This window comes from Lentisalinibacter sediminis, from assembly GCF_040706615.1.
Taxonomy (GTDB): Bacteria; Pseudomonadota; Gammaproteobacteria; order Steroidobacterales; family Woeseiaceae; genus Lentisalinibacter; species Lentisalinibacter sediminis.
Genome location: NZ_JAPDRF010000007.1, coordinates 309,639 through 327,855, shown reverse-complemented (window position 1 = coordinate 327,855; position 18,217 = coordinate 309,639). Strand labels below are relative to the sequence as shown.

The 18,217-nt window shown below is 68.1% G+C and carries 17 protein-coding genes; 11 read left to right on the top strand and 6 right to left on the bottom strand.

Annotated features, from left to right (window positions below; genetic code table 11):
* Positions 1-13 precede the first annotated feature (13 nt).
* Positions 14-1,015, bottom strand: coding sequence for an aldo/keto reductase (locus ACJMKX_RS16495; RefSeq protein WP_405227852.1), 1,002 nt, complete (start codon positions 1,013-1,015; stop codon positions 14-16).
* A 258-nt stretch (positions 1,016-1,273) separates the two neighbouring features.
* On the opposite strand from ACJMKX_RS16495, the gene ACJMKX_RS16490 reads away from it, so the two are divergent.
* The 3 genes from ACJMKX_RS16490 (at position 1,274) to ACJMKX_RS16480 (ending at position 4,969) form a co-directional block, all read left to right on the top strand.
* Entirely contained in the window at positions 1,274-2,332 is a 1,059-nt protein-coding gene (locus ACJMKX_RS16490) for a c-type cytochrome (protein ID WP_405227851.1), read from the top strand.
* 11 nt (positions 2,333-2,343) lie between these two features.
* Positions 2,344-3,978 carry a hypothetical protein gene (locus ACJMKX_RS16485; RefSeq protein WP_405227849.1) on the top strand — a complete coding sequence of 545 codons (1,635 nt, stop codon included), beginning with the start codon at positions 2,344-2,346 and terminating at the stop codon, positions 3,976-3,978.
* A 94-nt stretch (positions 3,979-4,072) separates the two neighbouring features.
* On the top strand, positions 4,073-4,969 hold the full coding sequence (locus tag ACJMKX_RS16480) for an aldo/keto reductase (protein WP_405227847.1): 897 nt from the start codon (positions 4,073-4,075) through the stop codon (positions 4,967-4,969).
* On the opposite strand, the gene ACJMKX_RS16475 is transcribed toward ACJMKX_RS16480, so the two are convergent.
* The 3 genes from ACJMKX_RS16475 to ACJMKX_RS16465 are packed head-to-tail and all read right to left on the bottom strand — an operon-like array spanning position 4,966 to position 7,919.
* Positions 4,966-5,598, bottom strand: coding sequence for a DJ-1/PfpI family protein (locus tag ACJMKX_RS16475; RefSeq protein ID WP_405227845.1), 633 nt, complete (start codon positions 5,596-5,598; stop codon positions 4,966-4,968). The genes ACJMKX_RS16480 and ACJMKX_RS16475 overlap by 4 nt on opposite strands.
* 12 nt (positions 5,599-5,610) lie before the next feature.
* Entirely contained in the window at positions 5,611-5,832 is a 222-nt protein-coding gene (locus ACJMKX_RS16470; protein ID WP_405227843.1) for a hypothetical protein, read from the bottom strand.
* Positions 5,833-5,876: 44 nt separating this feature from the next.
* Positions 5,877-7,919, bottom strand: coding sequence for a prolyl oligopeptidase family serine peptidase (locus tag ACJMKX_RS16465; RefSeq protein ID WP_405227841.1), 2,043 nt, complete (start codon positions 7,917-7,919; stop codon positions 5,877-5,879).
* A gap of 125 nt (positions 7,920-8,044) precedes the next feature.
* Here ACJMKX_RS16465 and ACJMKX_RS16460 point away from each other — a divergent pair, with 125 nt between their 5' ends.
* Positions 8,045-8,914 carry a pirin family protein gene (locus ACJMKX_RS16460; protein ID WP_405227840.1) on the top strand — a complete coding sequence of 290 codons (870 nt, stop codon included), beginning with the start codon at positions 8,045-8,047 and terminating at the stop codon, positions 8,912-8,914.
* 18 nt (positions 8,915-8,932) lie between these two features.
* On the top strand, positions 8,933-9,802 hold the full coding sequence (locus ACJMKX_RS16455; protein WP_405227838.1) for a crotonase/enoyl-CoA hydratase family protein: 870 nt from the start codon (positions 8,933-8,935) through the stop codon (positions 9,800-9,802).
* A gap of 13 nt (positions 9,803-9,815) precedes the next feature.
* Here ACJMKX_RS16455 and ACJMKX_RS16450 read toward each other — a convergent pair whose 3' ends face one another.
* Positions 9,816-11,516, bottom strand: coding sequence for a M14 family metallopeptidase (locus ACJMKX_RS16450; protein WP_405227836.1), 1,701 nt, complete (start codon positions 11,514-11,516; stop codon positions 9,816-9,818).
* Between the two features lie 160 nt (positions 11,517-11,676).
* A complete protein-coding gene (locus ACJMKX_RS16445; RefSeq protein ID WP_405227834.1) occupies positions 11,677-12,276 on the bottom strand; it encodes a hypothetical protein in 600 nt (199 codons plus the stop codon).
* A gap of 202 nt (positions 12,277-12,478) precedes the next feature.
* Here ACJMKX_RS16445 and ACJMKX_RS16440 point away from each other — a divergent pair, with 202 nt between their 5' ends.
* The 6 genes from ACJMKX_RS16440 to ACJMKX_RS16415 all read left to right on the top strand — a co-directional run bounded on the left by ACJMKX_RS16440 (position 12,479) and on the right by ACJMKX_RS16415 (position 18,146).
* Positions 12,479-12,682, top strand: coding sequence for a hypothetical protein (locus ACJMKX_RS16440; protein ID WP_405227832.1), 204 nt, complete (start codon positions 12,479-12,481; stop codon positions 12,680-12,682).
* Between the two features lie 84 nt (positions 12,683-12,766).
* On the top strand, positions 12,767-14,230 hold the full coding sequence (locus ACJMKX_RS16435; protein WP_405227830.1) for an SDR family NAD(P)-dependent oxidoreductase: 1,464 nt from the start codon (positions 12,767-12,769) through the stop codon (positions 14,228-14,230).
* An 82-nt stretch (positions 14,231-14,312) separates the two neighbouring features.
* The gene (locus ACJMKX_RS16430) at positions 14,313-14,765 is read left to right on the top strand and encodes a hypothetical protein (protein ID WP_405227829.1); all 453 of its coding nucleotides are present in this window, start codon (positions 14,313-14,315) and stop codon (positions 14,763-14,765) included.
* A complete protein-coding gene (locus ACJMKX_RS16425) occupies positions 14,762-16,060 on the top strand; it encodes an APC family permease (protein WP_405227827.1) in 1,299 nt (432 codons plus the stop codon). Before ACJMKX_RS16430 ends, ACJMKX_RS16425 begins: the two co-directional genes overlap by 4 nt.
* Positions 16,061-16,109: 49 nt before the next feature.
* Positions 16,110-16,895, top strand: coding sequence for a protein-L-isoaspartate(D-aspartate) O-methyltransferase (locus tag ACJMKX_RS16420; RefSeq protein WP_405227825.1), 786 nt, complete (start codon positions 16,110-16,112; stop codon positions 16,893-16,895).
* A 72-nt stretch (positions 16,896-16,967) separates the two neighbouring features.
* Positions 16,968-18,146 (top strand): PQQ-dependent sugar dehydrogenase, encoded by a 1,179-nt coding sequence (locus tag ACJMKX_RS16415; RefSeq protein ID WP_405227823.1) that lies wholly within the window; start codon positions 16,968-16,970, stop codon positions 18,144-18,146.
* Positions 18,147-18,217: the final 71 nt, after the last annotated feature.

Here is an 18,217-nt window from a genome sequence, read left to right as displayed (position 1 = left end):
GCCCGGCAAGCGCCTAGTGATCAGATTCCAATCCGGTCGGCGGTGCCATGAACTCCGGGCCCACGGCATGATCGATGTGCTCGTTCAGGATGCTGTCCACCGAGGAGAGCAGCGCCAGATCCATCGACCAGTCGAACACCTCGTCGATGGGCGCCATCTGAGAGGGCTTGCGGCCTCCCCAGATCGCGATCGGCACACGCTGCTCCAGCACCCAGCGCAGGCTGAACGCGAGGAGTGACCGGCCGGTCTTTCGGCGGGCGAGTCTTTCCAGATCCGCTACCGCGGCCAGGTAGCGCTCGAACCGGGGGTCGGCGAATTTGGGATCGGCATTGCGTAGGTCGTCGCCCTCGAAATCCCGGTCCCGGGACATCTTGCCCGACAGGAGGCCGCGGCAGAGTGCGCCGTAGGTCATCAGCGGCAGGCCGCGGCGCTCGCAATACGGCTTGACGCTCGTATCGATGCCCCGCTCGAAGATATTGTACGGCGGCTGACAGACGTGCACCGGACACTCGGCGCGGAAAGCATCGATCTGGTCCGGGGTGAAATTACTGACACCGACGGCCCGGATGAGTCCCTCCTCGAGTAGCTCGCGCATCGCCCGCGCCGTCTCGGCGACGGGCCGTGTGCAGTCGGGCCAGTGGACGAAATGGATGTCGATGGCGTCCCGGCCCAGGCGCTCGAGGGAAGCGTCGATCTCGTGGCGCACCCGGTCGCGGCTGCCGTTGCGGAAGATGCGCTCGTCCTCGGTCCAGTCCAGGCCGACCTTCGTGGAGACGTACACAGGCTCGTTTCCGTCGTATTCGCGCAGTGCCTCGCCAACGATGCGCTCGGAGGTGCCGAAGCCGTAGACCGGCGCTGTATCGATGAGGTTGACGCCGCGCTCTAGGGCGGCGTGCACCGTCTCGATGGAGCGGCGTTTCTCGGTGCCGCCCCACATCCAGCCGCCGATGGCCCAGGTTCCGAGCGCGATGCGGGACACTTCCAGGTCGGTATCGGGGATGCGGTAGTACTGCATGGCAAGGCTATCTCCGTGATTTCGGGGCCGGGTCGCTGACGACGAGTCAGCGCATACTCTAGGCGGCCCGGGGCCCGCGAACATTGCGGAAATTCAATGCCGGCCAGGGCCGGATCAGCATAATGAAAGCCAATGATCGGACGCTTGGGATACGGCCTGCTACTGACCTCGGTCGCACTTATGGCGGCAGCGGCGGCGGCCTCCTCTCCAGCGTCTCCTCCGGACCATAGCGCCGGAGCCGATGCACACGCCCCCGGTGTGGCTGACCCGGGCAGCCTGCGGGACGGCAGGCGGATCTACACCGAGGCCTGCGCGGCCTGCCACGGCGCCGACGGCACGGGTGTCAGGCAGGAGCAACTGGGATTCGGTGTGCCGACACCCGATTTCACCAATTGCAATTTCGCCACCCGGGAGGCGGACGCGGACTGGGTGGCGGTCGCGCACGACGGCGGCCCGGTGCGTGCCTTCGCCCGTATCATGCCGGCGTTCGGCGAGGCGCTGAGCGACCAGCAGCTGGAGGCGGCGGTCGGCCACATACGGAGCTTCTGCACGAGTGACGCCTGGCCGCGGGGCGAGCTGAACCTGCCGCTGCCGCTATACACCACAAAGGCATTCCCCGAAGACGAGGTCATCGTGCAGAGCACGGTCGCGACCGAGGACCCGGGCAACGTGGCGATCGAAGCAATCTACGAAAAGCGCATCGGCGCGCGCAATCAGGTGGAGATCGCGGTGCCGGCGGTATGGTGGGAGTCGCGCACGGCAGACGGCGAGGGCACGGGCGACTGGCGCTCGGTCCTCGGGGACATCGTGCTGGGCTACAAGCGCGTGGTCTACGACGACCTGGGCCGGGGGACGATCGTCAGTTTCGCCACCGAGGTGGTTCTGCCCACCGGCGACGAGGATGCCGGTGCCTCCGCGGGGACGGTGATCGTCGAGCCGATGTTGCTCGTGGGCCAGCTCCTGCCGCGAGGTTATTTCGTCCACGGCCAGGCGGGTTTCGGACTCCCGCTGGAGGATGACGAGGCGGACGACGAGGCGTTCTGGCGACTGGCGGCCGGCCGGGCCATTACCGAGGGCCGATGGGGACGCCGCTGGGCGCCCATGATCGAGGTGCTGGGCAGCCGTGCGCTGGTCGGCGACGCAGACACCGAGTGGGATGCGGTGCCCCAGGTCCAGGTCACGCTCAACCGGCGCCAGCACGTCCGCCTCGGTGTCGGCGTGCGGCTGCCGCTGAACAACACCGGCGACCGGGATCCGGTCGTGCGGCTGTACGTGCTGTGGGACTTTTTCGATGGCGGGCTCACGGACGGCTGGTGAGGATGAAAACTGTGCCCCGGATAAGTTGCCCCGGTTCTCTCGCGCGGATCGCGCAGATCATCATCGTGCTGACCATCGCCGTCCCCGGCCTTGCCGCGGCCCAGGGGGTGGTTACCCACCTGTTCGCGACCAGCGACAACTGCATTGCCTGCCACAACGGCCTTGTGACTGCGGACGGGCGGGATATCTCCATCGGCGACGACTGGAGCGCCTCGATGATGGCGAACTCCGCGCGGGATCCCTACTGGCAGGCGGCGGTGCGCCGGGAGATCATGGATCACCCGGAGGCCAGCGCCGAGGTCCAGGACGAGTGTTCCGCCTGTCACATGCCGATGGCCCGTTACGAGGCGAAGTTCGCGGAGCGCAAGGGGCAGGTCTTCGCTCACCTGCCCGTCGCGCCGGGCGCCGACGGCGAAACCGCGCTGGCGCACGAGGGGGTTTCCTGCGCCATGTGCCACCAGATCCTGCCGGACGGACTCGGTACGGCCGCGAGCTTTACAGCGGGCTTCACCATCGACGAGGATTCGGCGAAGGGTCGACGCCAGATCTTCGGGCCGTTCGAGGTCACCGAGGGCCGAAAACACGTCATGAACTCGGCCTCCCTGTTCAAACCCGGCGAGGGCGGCCACATTCAGGACTCCGGACTGTGCGGCAGCTGCCATACCCTGTACACCCACAGCCGCGGCGAGGACGGCGAGATCATCGCCACGCTACCGGAGCAGATGCCGTACCTGGAGTGGGAACACAGCGACTACCCCGGCCGCGAGACCTGCCAGAGCTGCCACATGCCCGTCGTCGAGGGCGAGACACCGGTCAGTGCGGTACTGGGTGAGCCGCGCGAGGCGGTCTCGAAGCACGTCTTCCGCGGCGGCAACTTCTTCATGATGCGGATGCTGAACCGCTATCGCGGCGAACTCGGCGTGACGGCGGCGCCCCGCGATCTGGAAGAGGCGGCACGCCGCACCGTCGAGCATCTGCAGAGTGCATCCGCGGAGGTCGAGGCGAGTGCGGTGCGCCGGACCGGGACGTCGCTCGAGGCCGTGATCCGCATCCGCAACAAGGCGGGGCACAAACTGCCTTCCGCCTACCCGTCACGCCGGGCGTGGCTGCATGTGACCGTCACCGACGGTGACGGCAACGTCGTCTTCGAGTCCGGCCGGCTGCGCAGCGACGGCTCCATCGCCGGCAACGACAACGACGAAGACCCGCGCCGGCACGAGCCTCATCACGACATCCTCGACGATCCCTCGGAAGTCCAGATCTACGAGGGAATGCTCGCCGATCCCGATGGACGGGTGACGACGGGGCTGCTGACCGCCACCCATTACACGAAGGACAACCGGCTGCTCCCGACCGGCTTCGACAAAACCACGGCGGGCGAGGACATTGCGGTACGGGGTCGCGCCGCGGGTGACGCGGACTTCGCCGGAGGGGGCGACGTGGTGCGTTATCGCGTGGATACGCAAGGAGCCGAGGGTCCGTTCACCGTCGAGGCTGCGCTCTGGTATCAGCCCATCTCATACCGGTGGGCCCGGAATCTGGCACCGTACGACGCGCTCGAGACCCGGCGGTTCGTCCGCTATTACGAATCGATGGCCTCGCAGTCCGGTGTGGTGCTCGCCCGGGACCGTGCCGAGCTGCCCTGACCGCCACCGGGCTCATCCTGCGGAATTTCCGACTTGCAGTCGGACCGGAAGTCTGAAAAGTTGCGAAACTTGCATAAGTTCGGTCCGGCACCTCATGGCTACGCGACGGCAGTTTTTGAAATACGGCGGCGCTGCGGCGTTCGCTGCGACGGCACCGCTGCCGACGCTGGTGGCCGAGCACAAGCAACTGCCAACCCGGCCGATTCCGCACACGGGCGAGTCACTGCCGATCATCGGCATGGGCAACTCGAACGCTTTCCGCAGCGGCAACCGGGACGCCTCCTGGGACGTCATGAAGATGTTCCAGCGCTACGGATCGCGCTACATCGACTGCTCCGGCGACAGCCGCTTTGTCGTGGCCGATGTCGTGGGCGAGCGTGAGATCGGCGATCGCGTCTTCCTCGGCACCTATTTCGACGTCGGCGACGAACCGGCGGCGCGCGACGAGGCGGCACGCCTGCTGGCGATGACCGGCAAACCGACGCTGGACCTCATGCACGCCTATCCCGAGACCGCGGTGCCGAACTGGCAGACGTTCCGGCGCTGGAAAGACGAGGGCCTGACCCGGCATATCGGCGTCGCCCGCCACCGCAGAGAGTACTACCCGGCCATGATGGAGCTCATGGACACCGGCACCGTGGACGTCCTGCAGGTGAACTATTCCCTGATGGAGCCGGAAGCCGCGGAACGCGTCCTGCCGATGGCGCTGGAACGCGGCACCGCCGTCGTCGTCAATCGCCCGTTCATCAACGGCGAGTGGTTCCGGCTGGTGCGCGGCAGAAAACTGCCGCCGTGGGCGGCCGAGTTCGACTGCGACAGCTGGGCGCAGTTCTCGCTCAAGTTCATCCTCTCCCACCCGGCGGTAACCTGCGTGCTGACCGAAACGGCCAACCCGCGGCATGCCGTGGACAACATCGGCGCCGGCTTCGGCGCGCTCCCGGACAAAAAGACGAGGCAACGCATGCGCGCCCTCGTCCGCGACTTCGCCTAGCCGGGCATCGATATACGCCGCGCGTCGGATCCCGGCCAGGGGTACTCCATGTAGCGCGCCGTCGCCCGGGCGATGTCCTCTCCATGGATGTCGGCGACGATCCGCAGAGACATGTCGATACCGGCCGAGATGCCGGCCGAGGTCCAGACGCTGCCGTCCCGGACGAAGTGCCTGTCACGCACCACCTCCACGGCAGGCAGCATCTCCGCCATCCAGTCCAGCGAGCGCCAGTGCGTGGTCGCGCGGCTCCCGTCCAGCAGGCCGGCCGCGCCGAGCAGCAGGGAGCCGGTGCAGACCGAGCAGAGGCGCTCTACTTCGCCGCTGCGTTCGCGCAGCCAGTCCAGCAGGGGCGGGTTCTCCAGTTGCCGGCGCACGCCCCAGCCACCCGGGACCAGCAGCAGATCGAGTGCCGGACAATCGTCGAGGGACCAGCGCGGCGTCACCGTCATGCCGCCCGTCGTGGTGACCGGCGCGCCCGTCTCGGCGACCAGGCCCACGTCGAACGGACACGGTGCCTCGCGCCCCGCGCCCTCCTTCAGCCGGACCGCGGAGAAAACTTCGAACGGACCGCAGAAGTCCAGCACCTCCACGTCATCGAAAACCACGATGCCGACCCGGGGCCACTCCATTGCCCGGCCGCCCTAGTCCGCCCCGGACGGCAGATTCTGCTCGATGCTCACCAGGATGCCGTCCTCGAAGATGTAGTGTGTGTCCCAGAGATCGCAGTAATAGACCTCCCGGTTGCGCTCGGCGAAGACGAGCTTGCCGCGCGCCCGATCCGACCGGAAGCAGGCCTGATCAAAATCTTCCACGGCCATGCCCAGGTCCGGCTGCGCACTCGCGCAGCCGACCAGCATAGACACCGCAATCATCACTGCGCCGGCAATCCCGGGTCCCGAAATCGTCTTCATTCCGGCGGATACCTCTGCAGCCAGGCGAGGATGTGGTCCACCTTCGCGATGAGCTGGCTCGGCCGACGCGCGATGTTGTGGGCCGCGCCCGGTATCTCCACCAGTGCCGTGTCGATGCCGCGGATTTTCAGCGCGCTGTAGAGTTGTTTCGCCTCGGACAATGGCGTGCGCAGGTCGGCGGTGCCCACCATCACCAGCGTCGGGGTCTCGATCTCGCCCACCAGCGAAACCGGCGAGTACTTCATGTACTCCTCTATGCTCTCCCAGGGCTGGCCGGGATAACGATAGTCGGCGTACTTGTAGTAATTGTCGGCGGTCAGCGTCTTGCTGATCCAGTTCATCACCGGCTTGATCACCGCGGCGGCCCGGAAACGGTCGGTCTTGCCGACGATCCAGGCCGTCATGATGCCGCCCGCGCTGCCACCGGTGACGTAGAGGCTGTCCTCGGAGGCGATGCCGGCTTCGACGAGGGCATCGACGCCGTCCATGATGTCCTGGTAATCGCCGCCGGGATAGTCGTGGTACAGCAGGTTGCCGAACTCCTCGCCGTAGCCCGTGCTGCCCCTTGGATTCGGGTAGAACACCACGTAGCCCGCCGCGGCGTAGAGCTGGATCTCGGGGGAGAACACCGGACCGTAGTGGGAGATGGGTCCGCCGTGGATTTCGACCAGCAGCGGATAGTCCCGCTCGGCGTCGTAGCCGGGCGGCTTCACCAGCCAGCCCTGGATCTCCCGCATGTCCAGTGTGGACGGATAACGGAACTCTTCCACCCGGCCCAGCGACCGGCCGCCCAGCGCATCGGCATTCAGGTCGGTGACAGCAGCGGGCGCACCGCCCAGCCAGGAGACCACGGCGACGTCGGCCGGGCGGTGGGCGGTGGCGCGTGTGTAGGCAATCCGGCCGTCCCCGGAAACGGAGAACGAGCCCCGGAGGTAGGGGCGGCCGATGACCGTGCCGCCGACATTCTCCGCCATCACCCGGAACTTGCCGCCGAGGGTGGTGAACCCGATCCGGGTCACGCCCTGATCGGCGTACTGGAAGTACAGGCCGTCGCCCTCCCGGTTCCACGCAAGCCCGGAGACGCTGCGATCGAGCTCCGGCAACAGCTCGCGCTTGCCGCCGCCGTCGATCTCCATTACGTAGAGCCTGTCCACCTGATAGGTCTGGACCTTGTCGTCATAGCCCCGCCAGGCGATCAGGCTGCCGTCCGGCGAGATCACGGGCTCGGTATCCGGGCCATCACGGTCCGTGAGCCGGGTGATCTCGCCGTTCGCCATGTCCACCCGATAGACGTCGGACTCCACGAAATCCAGCTCCCAGTCCGGATTGCGGTTGGCGGAGAACACCAGCGAGTCGCCGTCGGGCGTCCACTGCGGCGTGCCCGTGTGATGGAAGGCGCCGGAGGTCACCTGCCGGGGTGTGCCGCCGTCGGCGGGCAGCACGAAGTAATGATGGAAACCCGGCTCCAGGTAACCGCTGCCATCGCTCTCGTATGTCCCCCGTGTCGTCACCCGCGGCGTCTCCGCCCACTCGGCGCCTTCGGGCTTCGACGGCAGCTCCACCAGTGACGGCGGCTCGGCCGGAACTCGCATGGAGAAGGCGAGCCATCCACCGTCCGGCGACCAGCTCAGCCCGGACGGGCTCGTCTCCAGCTGCGTCAGACTCGCGCGCTTGCCGGATTCCAGCCAGTAGACGAAGATCTCGGCCCCGTCGTCACCGGCCTCGGCGACGTAGGCGATCCGCGTGCCGTCCGGGGACCAGACCGCGCCCGACTCGTCGCGGTCGTCGCCGGTCAGCGGCTCGTGCCGGTTGCTGTCGGAGGCCGCGAGCCAGAGCCGGCCGACGGGCTCATCGGTCATGATGTCCATGCCGTTGCGGACGTAGACGATATGTTCGCCGTCGGGGGATATCTGCGGATCGGAAGCCCACTCCAGCTCGAATACGTCCATGCGTCCGAACGGGGGCTGCGGTGCGGCCACCGCCGCCACTGCGAGCAGCAGGGCAATGGCGGCGAGGCTGGCGCTGGCTGGTCTCGTCATCGGCTCTCGTCTCCTTCGATTCTCCGCGGCAATCTGCCGCAAACGGGGGACATGATACCCGCTGTATCGCAGCGTCGGAGCGCAGGGCGCTACACTGGCGCCACAGACAATCATGAGGACGGATCATGGCGGAACGCAGCTTGAGCCGGGTCATCCCCGGCGTGGAGACCTCCGACGGCGCCGGCGTGCGGCTGCGCCGCAGCCTCGGCGCCGGCGAGTCCGGCCGGCTGGACCCTTTCCTGATGCTGGACGAGTTCGGCACCGACAACCCGGACGACTACATCGCCGGATTCCCGCCCCATCCGCACCGCGGTTTCGAAACCGTCACTTACATGCTGAACGGCCACATGCGCCACGAGGACCACATGGGCAACGTGGGCGAACTCACCGAGGGCGGCGTGCAGTGGATGACCGCCGGCCGCGGCGTGATCCATTCCGAAATGCCGCAGCAGCGGGAGGGCCGCATGCGGGGCTTCCAGCTCTGGATCAACCTGCCCGCCGCGGAGAAAATGAAAGCGGCCGCCTACCGCGACATCCCCGCGGCCGAGATTCCCGCGGCCGACATCCCGGGCGGGCGGGTGAAGGTCATCGCCGGGGAGGTGCCGGTGGACGGGACACCGGTGACCGGCCCCATCCACGGCCTCAGCACGGAACCCGTGTTCGTCGACGTGGAACTGGCCGCGGACCACCTGTTCCAGTGCCCCGTGCCGGCCGGTCACAGCGCCTTCGTCTACGCTTACGAAGGCAGCATCACCGTAGGCCATGGTGCCGACAGCCGGGAACTGCCGCCACGATCGGCAGGCATACTCGGCGACGGGAACAGCGTCACCGTGGAATCCATCGGTGACACCGCGCGGTTCATCCTGCTGGCCGGCAAGCCCATCGGCGAGCCGGTGGCCCAGTACGGCCCCTTCGTCATGAACACCCGCGAGGAGATCGAGCAGGCCATCGCGGACTACCGCAGCGGCGCCCTCGTCGAGTACGCGGAGCGCTGATTCTCCTATACTGGCGGCATGTACGACACGTTGCTGTACGAGTCGGCCGACCGGGTCGCGACGATTACCCTCAACCGGCCCGAGCGGCTGAACGCCATCGACGACGTGATGCCGGGCGAATTGCGCCGCGCCGTGGAACGGGCGGATGCGGACGCCGACGTGCACGTGATCGTCTTGCGGGGCGCGGGCAAGGGATTCTGCGGCGGCTACGACCTCGCCCGTTACGCAGAGAGCGAAGGCGAGGCCCACGGCACCCAGGACATGCCGTGGGATCCTACGCTCGATTACGCCATGATGTCGCGCAACACGCAGGACTTCATGTCCCTGTGGCGCGCGTCCAAACCCGTCATCGGCAGGATCCACGGCGCGGCGGTGGCCGGCGGCAGCGATATCGCGTTGTGCTGCGATCTGATCGTCGCCGCGGAGGACGCACGCATCGGCTATCCTCCGGCCCGGGTCTGGGGCATCCCGACCACCATGATGTGGGTATACCGGCTGGGGCTGGAACGGGCCAAGCGCATGCTGTTCACCGGCGATCTCGTTACGGGCCGCGAGGCCGAGGCCATGGGACTCGTGCTCAAGGCCGTGCCGGCCGAGCGCCTGGACGAGGAGGTGCGCGCGCTCTGCGACCGCATCAAGGGCGTACCGCGCAACCAGTTGATGATGTCGAAGCTGGCGGTGAATCAGGCCTACGAGAACATGGGGCTGCGAACCACCCAGATGTTCGCCAACTTCTTCGACGGCGTTGCGCGCCACTCTCCCGAGGGCTTGTGGTTCCGGGAACGGGCCCAGCAGGTCGGTTTCATGGAGGCCGTGCGCGAACGCGACTCCGGCGCGCCCATCGCACCGGCGGCGAGCAAACGGCCGGAAGACCTGGACCGGGACTGACAGCCTGCCCGGTTCAGCCCAGCTCGATAGCGGCGCAGACCTCGCCCGTGCGGCAGGAACGGGCCCGCAGCGTCACCTGGCCGCCGCCCTTGACCACCAGCGAGCAGCGCGCCCGGCCTGAACTGCCCCGGCCGTAGGGGTAGTACAGCGCCCCGGTGCCCTCGCCCGCGCCGCGCCCCCAGCCGTCCAGGTGGCCGAGCGTGCGGCGCGAACCGCCCTCGGCCAGCTCGCAGCCGTCACACTCGACTTCGAGATACAGCTCCTCGTTCCAGCTGAGCTTCTTCGCCGAGCTCAACACGTAGCTCGGCAGGTAGCCGACGTTCTCCACCGTGACGTCCAGTCGGGTGAGAGCGCCGCCGAGCGCGGTCGTCTCCACTGCGCCGAAGCGCAGCCGGGGCGCCATGGCGGCAACACGCAGGAAGGCGGCCGCGTGCTGGTTGCAGATGCCGGGCAGCAGCTCGTAGGGCGGATTCCACATGCCCACCCGCGGATCGATGCCGCCGAGCTCCACCGCACCGAGCTGCGGATGCTCGAAGCCGCGCCACTCTAGCACCGCGCGCCCGGCGTTCTGTTCGCGATCCCAGCTCGCGATTGCCACCATGTCGTCGCGGTCGAGATCGGTGTAGGCCTTCACGAACGGCTTCTTGCGCTCCAGGCCGACCTGCGCGAACAGGTCCCACAGCTCCACCACGTAGCTGATGCAGCCGCGCTGGTGATAGGCGTAGTCCGTGAGGTCGCCATGCAGCGGCTTGTCCGGCTCGTAGAGGAATTCCTCGTAACCGCTGACCATGGGATAACCCGTGTGGGTCTCCAGCCAGTCGCCCACCTGGCGGAAGATGGCGAGGTCCTCCTGGTCCATCTTCGCGTCCGGCTGGTGGCCCAGTGGACGGATGCCGACGCCGCCGAAGGTGTGCAGGTTCAGCCAGGCGAAGATGTTCGGATGTGCCGTGGTGAACTCGATCACGGCCCGGGACTCCGCCTCGCTGCCGGGATACTCGCCCGCCCCTGCCTGCTCGTGGTCGGGTGCCCAGGACCAGGGGAAATTCCGGTTCAGGTCGATGGGGCTGTCGGAGAGGAAGGACGGCGACGGGACGGTGGCGCCGTCGAAGTTCTCGATGACGCCCTCGGGGTAGAGCTTGTAGAAGGGTCCCTCGTCGTCGACGGTGCGCAGCACCATCAGGTCCGGGACTTCCGTCGATGCCACGAACTCGCCGGTGGGGTCTTCCACACGCATGGCGAGCGCGACGCCGTCGCCGTCGAGATCCGTCGGCCGCCAGTACGAGCGACTGCCGTCCGGACGCCGGTCCCGGGTGTTGGAACGCACGTAGCGGCACTCGTGCAGCATGCGTTCGGCCCCGTCCGGCGAGATGCGCGGCATCACGTAGAACAGCACGTCGCGGAGCGCTTCGCACACCGCCGCGGAGAGGTTGTGCGGCACCGTGTCCTCGGCGTGGAAACGCAGCATGTCCTCGGCTATGCCCAGCGCCACGCTGGAGCCGCAGAGTTCGGCGGCGTGCATATTGCCGTCCACCCAGACGGCGGGACGGATATCGTCGGGCCGCGGCCCGATGGTGAGCAGCCACAGTTCGCGGCCCTCGTCCGTGCGGCCCAGCGATTCCAGCCGGACGAGGTCCGGCCAGGTCTGCGCCCAGTGCTCTAGCGTCGCGGTGAGTTCCTCGTAGGAGAGGTAGCGATTGCGGAAGTCGGCAGTCATGCCGCGATGCTACGGTCAGCCCGGATCGACCACAACAAAAAAATCGGGCTCCGCGACCGGGGTCTCCGATCGCGGGGCCCACCCCCTCGGACCGCCGTCGGGGCCTGACGCCCGACGGCGCGTCACCCCATGGGCCTGTGCGGCCGGGGACGGTCGGATGCTACTCGGCGGCAGCGACGCTCCGTTCCCAGGAGAACAGGGTCCTCGTCGACTGGTCCGCGTCGAGGCCGAGCCGGCTCAGCCGACCGTCGCACTCCGCCGCGCAGTCATCGCTGATGGCGTAGCTCTCGACCTGCGCGCGCGTGCCGAACAGACCGCGATCGAAGGAGGCCTCCAGCGTGATCGTGCCGACGTAGCCCGCACGGTAGCCATCGGGCACCGTGAAGGTGAAGCCGGTGGGCGGCTGGATCTTCTGGCCCTGGTAGCGGAAGCCGATGCTCGTCACCCGGTAGGTGCCCGGTTCCAGCGCCCAGGCGAACTCGCCGTCCCGGCCGATCCTGCCGACGATGGGCTGCGCGCTGCCCGCCTCGGCGAGATTCAGGGTGGCCGAACTGGCGAAGATGCCGTCACCGAAGGCCACCTGATGACCGTTGCGCACCAGCTCGAAGCGGCCGAATACCACGGTGGCGGCCGGATCGCCGGTCTCGCGGTCGATTTCGGCCGCGGAATCGATATTGCCGGCCGTCGTCACGCAGCCGGACAGGCCCGCGAGCAGGCAACCGCCAGCGGCTACGGAGATCAGGCGTCGTATCTTGTCCATAAGAACCCCCTTTTGCATACCAATGTATATACACTGTATATCATCTAATACCTTTGTGTATATACCTGCGCTATCTCACGGGAAATAGTGGTTTTCCGCTGCTCTGCCCCATGGTCCGGTAAATCGCTTGCCAAGCGAACGTATATACATTGAAATACTCTCCCGCGAAGGCGCTCCGGCGACAGACGCGAGGAGCACAACGATGAACGCAACGAGCGACGTGGCCAAGAAAGAGAAAGACAAGAAGAAGAAAAAGGACGCGCAGCTCGTACTCCGCCTGGACAGCGAACTGCGCGACCGTTTCCTGGATGCCTGTCAGGACCTCGATACCTCGGCCGCCCGGGAAGTGCGCCGTTTCATCAAGCGCTTCCTGAAGCGCTACGACGCGGGCGAAATGGAAGACTGACGGCGGCCCGGGCGCAGCGGACGGCGAAACCGGACGGCCGCGCCGTGCGAATATCGTGGTTTGGGACCGAAGAGTCTGCATGCCATGAGCGACACCACAAACAACGCCATCACACTCGACGAGACCATCGAAGCGGCGCGCCCGCTGCACGAGGCGTTCGCATACGTCTCGGACTTCGCCCGCATCGAGGAATGGGATCCGGCGGTGGCGAGCGCCACGCGGCTCACCGAGGGTGGCCCCGGCGTCGGCGCCGAGTACCGCATCGACATGAAAGCGGGTTTCTCGCTGCACTACCGGGTCGTCGAATTCGAACCCGACCGCCGCATGCTGATGACGGTGCAGTCGCGCCTGTTCACGGCCCGTGAGGAGATCCTGTTCGAGGCGGCCGCCGGCGGCACCCGGGTGCGCTATATCGCCAGCTTCGACTTTCCCGCTCCGCTCGCCGCCCTGAACCGGCTGTTCCCGGCCGCGATGAACCGGGTCGGCAAGAGCGCGGTGGGCGGGCTGAAGAAAGCGCTGGAGGACGACTTCGAGCCGCCCCGGGCCTCCCTCCTGACCGCCGCGGCCGACCGCCTCGTGCTGCCGGGCCTGTGGCGCTTCACCCGTCTCGGCTACTGCGCCGCGCGCCGGCACTGGAAACCCGTCTCCGCCTACCTGGGCGACCGCCACCTGCTGATCACCGGCGCCACCTCGGGAATCGGGCTCGCCGCCGCGCGCGAGCTGGCGACGCTCGGCGCAGGGCTGACCCTGGTGGCGCGGGATGCGGACAAGGCCCGGGCACTCGTCGCCGAGTTGCGCGAGCAGACCGGCAACGGCGACATCGGCTACGAGATCGCCGACCTCTCCGTCATGGCGGACGTCCACGCCCTGTGCGACCGGCTGCTCGCCGCAGGCCGCCCCGTCGATGCGCTGATCAACAACGCGGGCGCCCTCTTCAACCCGCGGCAGGAGACGGCGGAGGGGCTGGAGAAGAGCTTCGCGCTGCTCCTGCTCGGCCCGTATATCCTCACCGAGCGCCTGCAGCCGCTGCTCGCGAAGGCCGGAGCGGCGCGGGTGGTGAACGTGCTGTCCGGCGGCATGTACACCCAGAAGATCCGGGTGGACGACCTGCAGAGCGAACGCGGCACCTATTCCGGGTCGGTGGCCTATGCGCGCGCCAAGCGCGGCCTCATGATCCTCACGGAGGCGTGGGCCGCACGCTGGGCGGACGATGGCATCACGGTGAATGCCATGCATCCCGGCTGGGCGGACACCCCCGGCGTGGAGGAATCCCTGCCCGGCTTCTACCGCCTCACGCGATACGTCCTGCGCAGCCCGGAAGAGGGGGCGGACACCGCCGTCTGGCTGGCCGCCGCCAGCGAGGCGGGCGAAGTCTCCGGCCGGTTCTGGCTGGATCGCGAGCAGCACCCGAGCCACCTGTCTTCCCGCACCGTCGAGAGCGCGGCGGAGCGCGCGCGACTGCTCCATCAGCTCGGCGAGCTGATGGAGAGCACCCGGCCCGGCCCGGGTGACGCCGTGGGCAGCGTGGACCGCCGGGCGTCAGTATGATGGTCGGGGCGCATGCGGTCGGGAAGACCGGAGCCCTGATCCAGCCAGTGGAACTATTGAATTGGTGAAGCCAGCGAGGCCAGTGAGAAAACGTCGCTACGCCATCGTCGCGCGCATCGTCGGCGCCGGCGCCGCACTGCTGGGCGCCGCGTGCGCCGGCACCCCATCGCCCGGCGGTTCACAGGTGCGGGCCGACATCAACGTAGTCATCCAGGATCCGCAGGGCAGCCCGGTCTCCTACGGCATCCGTTGCAACGCCGGCGAGGCGAGCGTGCGCGGCGGCGCGCAGATCGACGCCGCAGACGCCTGCAGGGCCCTCGCCCGGCCGGCCGTGCAGAACCGGCTCGTGCGCGGTCCGTCGCCCGAGCAGGTCTGCACCCAGGTCTACGGCGGCCCGCAGACCGCGATGCTGAGCGGCACCCTCGACGGCCAGTCGGTGAGCACGATGGTGACCCGCGACGACGGCTGCGGCATCGGCGACTGGGACAATCTGCTGAAGGACATACTGCTGCCCGTCTCACGCGGCCCCCGGTGAGGAAGAATCCGGCCCTCGGACTCTGGACGCTGGTCGCACTGGTGATCGGCAACATGATCGGCGCCGGGGTCTTCACCACCTCCGGCTTCGCCCTGGCCGACCTCGGCTCACCCTGGCGTGTGCTCGCCGCCTGGCTGATCGGCGGCCTGCTCGCGCTGTGCGGCGCACTGAGCTACGGCGCCCTGGCGCGGCTGGTGCCGGGTTCCGCCGGCGAGTACCTGTATCTCTCCCGCATCGTGCATCCGGCCGTCGGTTTCATCGCGGGCTGGGTCTCCCTGCTGGCCGGTTTCACGGCCGCGATCGCCTACTCCGCGCTCACCTTCGCCGCCTACGCACTCGGGCCGGATGCCGGGGCCGCGAAAGTCACTGCCACCGCGGTGATCGCCGTCGCCGTGCTGCTGCATGCGCTGCGCGTGCGCCAGGGCGCGTGGGTGCAGAATGCCGCCGTCGCGCTGAAGCTCGTGCTGCTGGCCGCCTTCTGCGGTCTCGCCGTCTTCGGCGGCGGCTCCTGGAGCGGCGTCGCTGCGCCGAATCCACCGCCATTCTCGCTGGCCGCCTTCGCACTCTCGCTGCTGTGGATATCGTTCAGCTATTCCGGCTTCAACGCGGCGGTCTACGTCGCCGGCGAAGTGCCCTCGGCGGAATCCGTCGTGCCCCGGTCGCTGCTGCTCGGCACGCTGCTCACCCTGTTTCTCTATCTCGCGCTGAACGCCGTGTTCGTCCTCGCGCCGCCGTTCGAGGCGGCCGCCGGACAGGAGGACGTGGCGGCCATCGCCGCACGCGCGCTCGGCGGCGAGCCGCTGGCGGCCGCCATCCGTTTCCTGATCGCGCTGGCGCTGTTCACCTCGGTCTCGGCGATGGTGATGGCGGGCCCGCGGGTCTACGCGAAGATGGCCGAGGACGGCCTGTTCCCCCGGGTATTCCGTTCCGACGATGGCGCGCCGACGGCGGCCGTGGCGCTGCAGGGTGCGCTGGCCGTCGGGGTCGTCTGGCTGACCGGCCTGCGGGAACTGCTGTCGTATCTCGGCTTCACGCTCGGCCTCAGCGCCGCCGGCACGGCCGCCGCGCTGTTCGTCGCGGTGCGGCGCGAACCCGGGCGTCGCGAGGAATTGCCGGGCTATCCGTGGTCATATCCTTGGGCATATCCCCTGGCTCCGGCCGTGTTTGTCGTCTTCACGCTGGTCTTCGCGGGGCTCGCCGCCACGGTGAACCCCCGCGAGATGCTGGCGGCGGTCGCCACCATCGCTTCGGGCGCCCTGCTCTACCGCCTGACCCGCAGCCGCCGGTCGGTTTGACCACCCGCACATTGCCGGATTACCGTCAGTGCAGAAGGACGTCGTGACGATGGACAGGGCAAAATACACACGCCGTTTGCTGCGATCACTAGCACGGTCACTACTACCGGTGCTACCGCTGGCCGCCGGGCTCGGCCTGGCCGTGCCGCTGACCGCCTGCGGGGAGTCCTCCCGGGAGGCGCAGCGTCTGGCGCTCGCCCGGGCGGTGGAGCAGCAGGTGCAGGAAACCGCCGACTACACGGGCAAAGCGCGTCTCGACCCCGCGGTCCTGGACGCCATCCGTGACGTGCCCCGCCACGAATTCGTCCTGCCGGCCTACCGGGATTACGCCTACGAGGATCGACCGCTGCCGATCGGCGAGGGACAGACGATTTCCCAGCCCTATATCGTCGCGCTGATGACGGATCTCGCCTCTGTCGGGCCCGACTCCACGGTGCTCGAGGTGGGGACGGGCTCGGGTTATCAGGCCGCCGTCCTCGCAGAAATCGCCGAGCACGTCTACACGATAGAGATCGTCGCGCCGCTCGGCGAGCGGGCGGCTGAGACACTGGAGCGGCTCGGCTACGCCAACGTCAGCGTCAGGATCGGCGACGGCTACCAGGGCTGGCCGCAGGCGGCGCCGTTCGATGCGATCGTGGTGACGGCCGCCCCCGAGGCGGTACCGCCGCCGTTGATCGAACAGCTGAAGGTGGGCGGCCGCCTCGTCATCCCGGTGGGTCCCGAAGGCGGCGCCCAGTCCCTTGAGGTGTTCGAGAAACGCCCCGACGGCTCGGTGACCTCCCGCCACGTGCTGCCGGTCCGTTTCGTCCCGTTCACCAGGGATGTCGAACATTAGCGGTATGGCAGCCGCCGCGGTCATTGGGTACATTGACTTGCACCAACCCACAAGCGTACCAACGGGAGTCGCATGATCCATTGGCGACCTGTCTTTCTGAATGCCGCCCATCGGCTATGGCTGCAGTCCACGGCCGCGGCCGCAGCGCTCCTGCTCGCAGCCTGCGTCCAGGCGGAGAGTGGCCAGCCCTTCGCCGTCGAGCCGGTCACCTCGTTCGACGAACCCTGGGCAATGGCCTTCCTGCCGGACGGCCGCCTGCTGGTCACCGAGAAGAAGGGCAACCTCCTCGTGGTGAGCCGGGACGGCGAGAAGTCCCGTCCCGTGCGCGGCGTGCCGGACGTGGACTACGGCGGCCAGGGCGGACTCGGCGACGTCATGCTCCATCCGGACTTCGCCGGGAACGGGGTCATTTATCTGAGCTATGTGGAGGCCGGCGTTGCCGACACCCGCGGCGCCGCCGTGATGCGCGCGACGCTGGAGCTGACCGAGCGCGGGGGCCGCCTCGGCGACGCCGAGGTCGTCTGGCGCCAGTATCCGAAGGTGGTCGGCTTCGGCCATTACGGGCACCGGCTGGCTTTCGACGACGACGGCTATCTTTGGATCACCTCCGGCGACCGCCAGAAGTTCACGCCGGCCCAGGACATGCAGAGCAACATGGGCAAGGTGCTGCGCCTGAACGAGGACGGCTCCGAGCCCGCCGACAATCCCTACGCGAACTACATCGAACAGAGCCCGCTGGTCGACGACATCGGCGTCTACGGCGAGTTCTGGTCGCTGGGCCACCGCAACCCGCTGGGCATCGACATCGATCTGGACGGCCGCCTCTGGGTGATCGAAATGGGCCCGGCCCACGGCGACGAGCTGAATCACATTGTCCGCGCCGAGAACTACGGCTATCCCGAGGTCTCCGAAGGCGACCACTACGACGGCCGTGAGATCCCGGATCACGACACCCGGCCGGAGTTCAAGACGCCGGCCGTGGCCTGGGTGCCGGCCATCTCGCCCGGCGACCTGATGATCTACAAGGGTGATCTGTTCGGCGACTGGCGCGGCGATGCCTTCGCCGCCGGGCTCTCGTCCCGGGCCATCGTGCGCATCGAACTCGACGGCGAGAGCGCCCGCGAGGCCGAACGCTACGACATGGGCGCGCGCATCCGCGCCCTCGCCGAAGGACCGGACGGCGCCATCTGGGTGCTGGAAGACGAGCGCGGCGACAGCCGGGGAAGGCTGCTGAGGCTGACGCCACAGTAGTGTCGGTCGCGTCCCGGGCGGCGCGGAACGACCTCGGTGCCGGAACCGGAATCGGTTCCGGGCGTATAGGC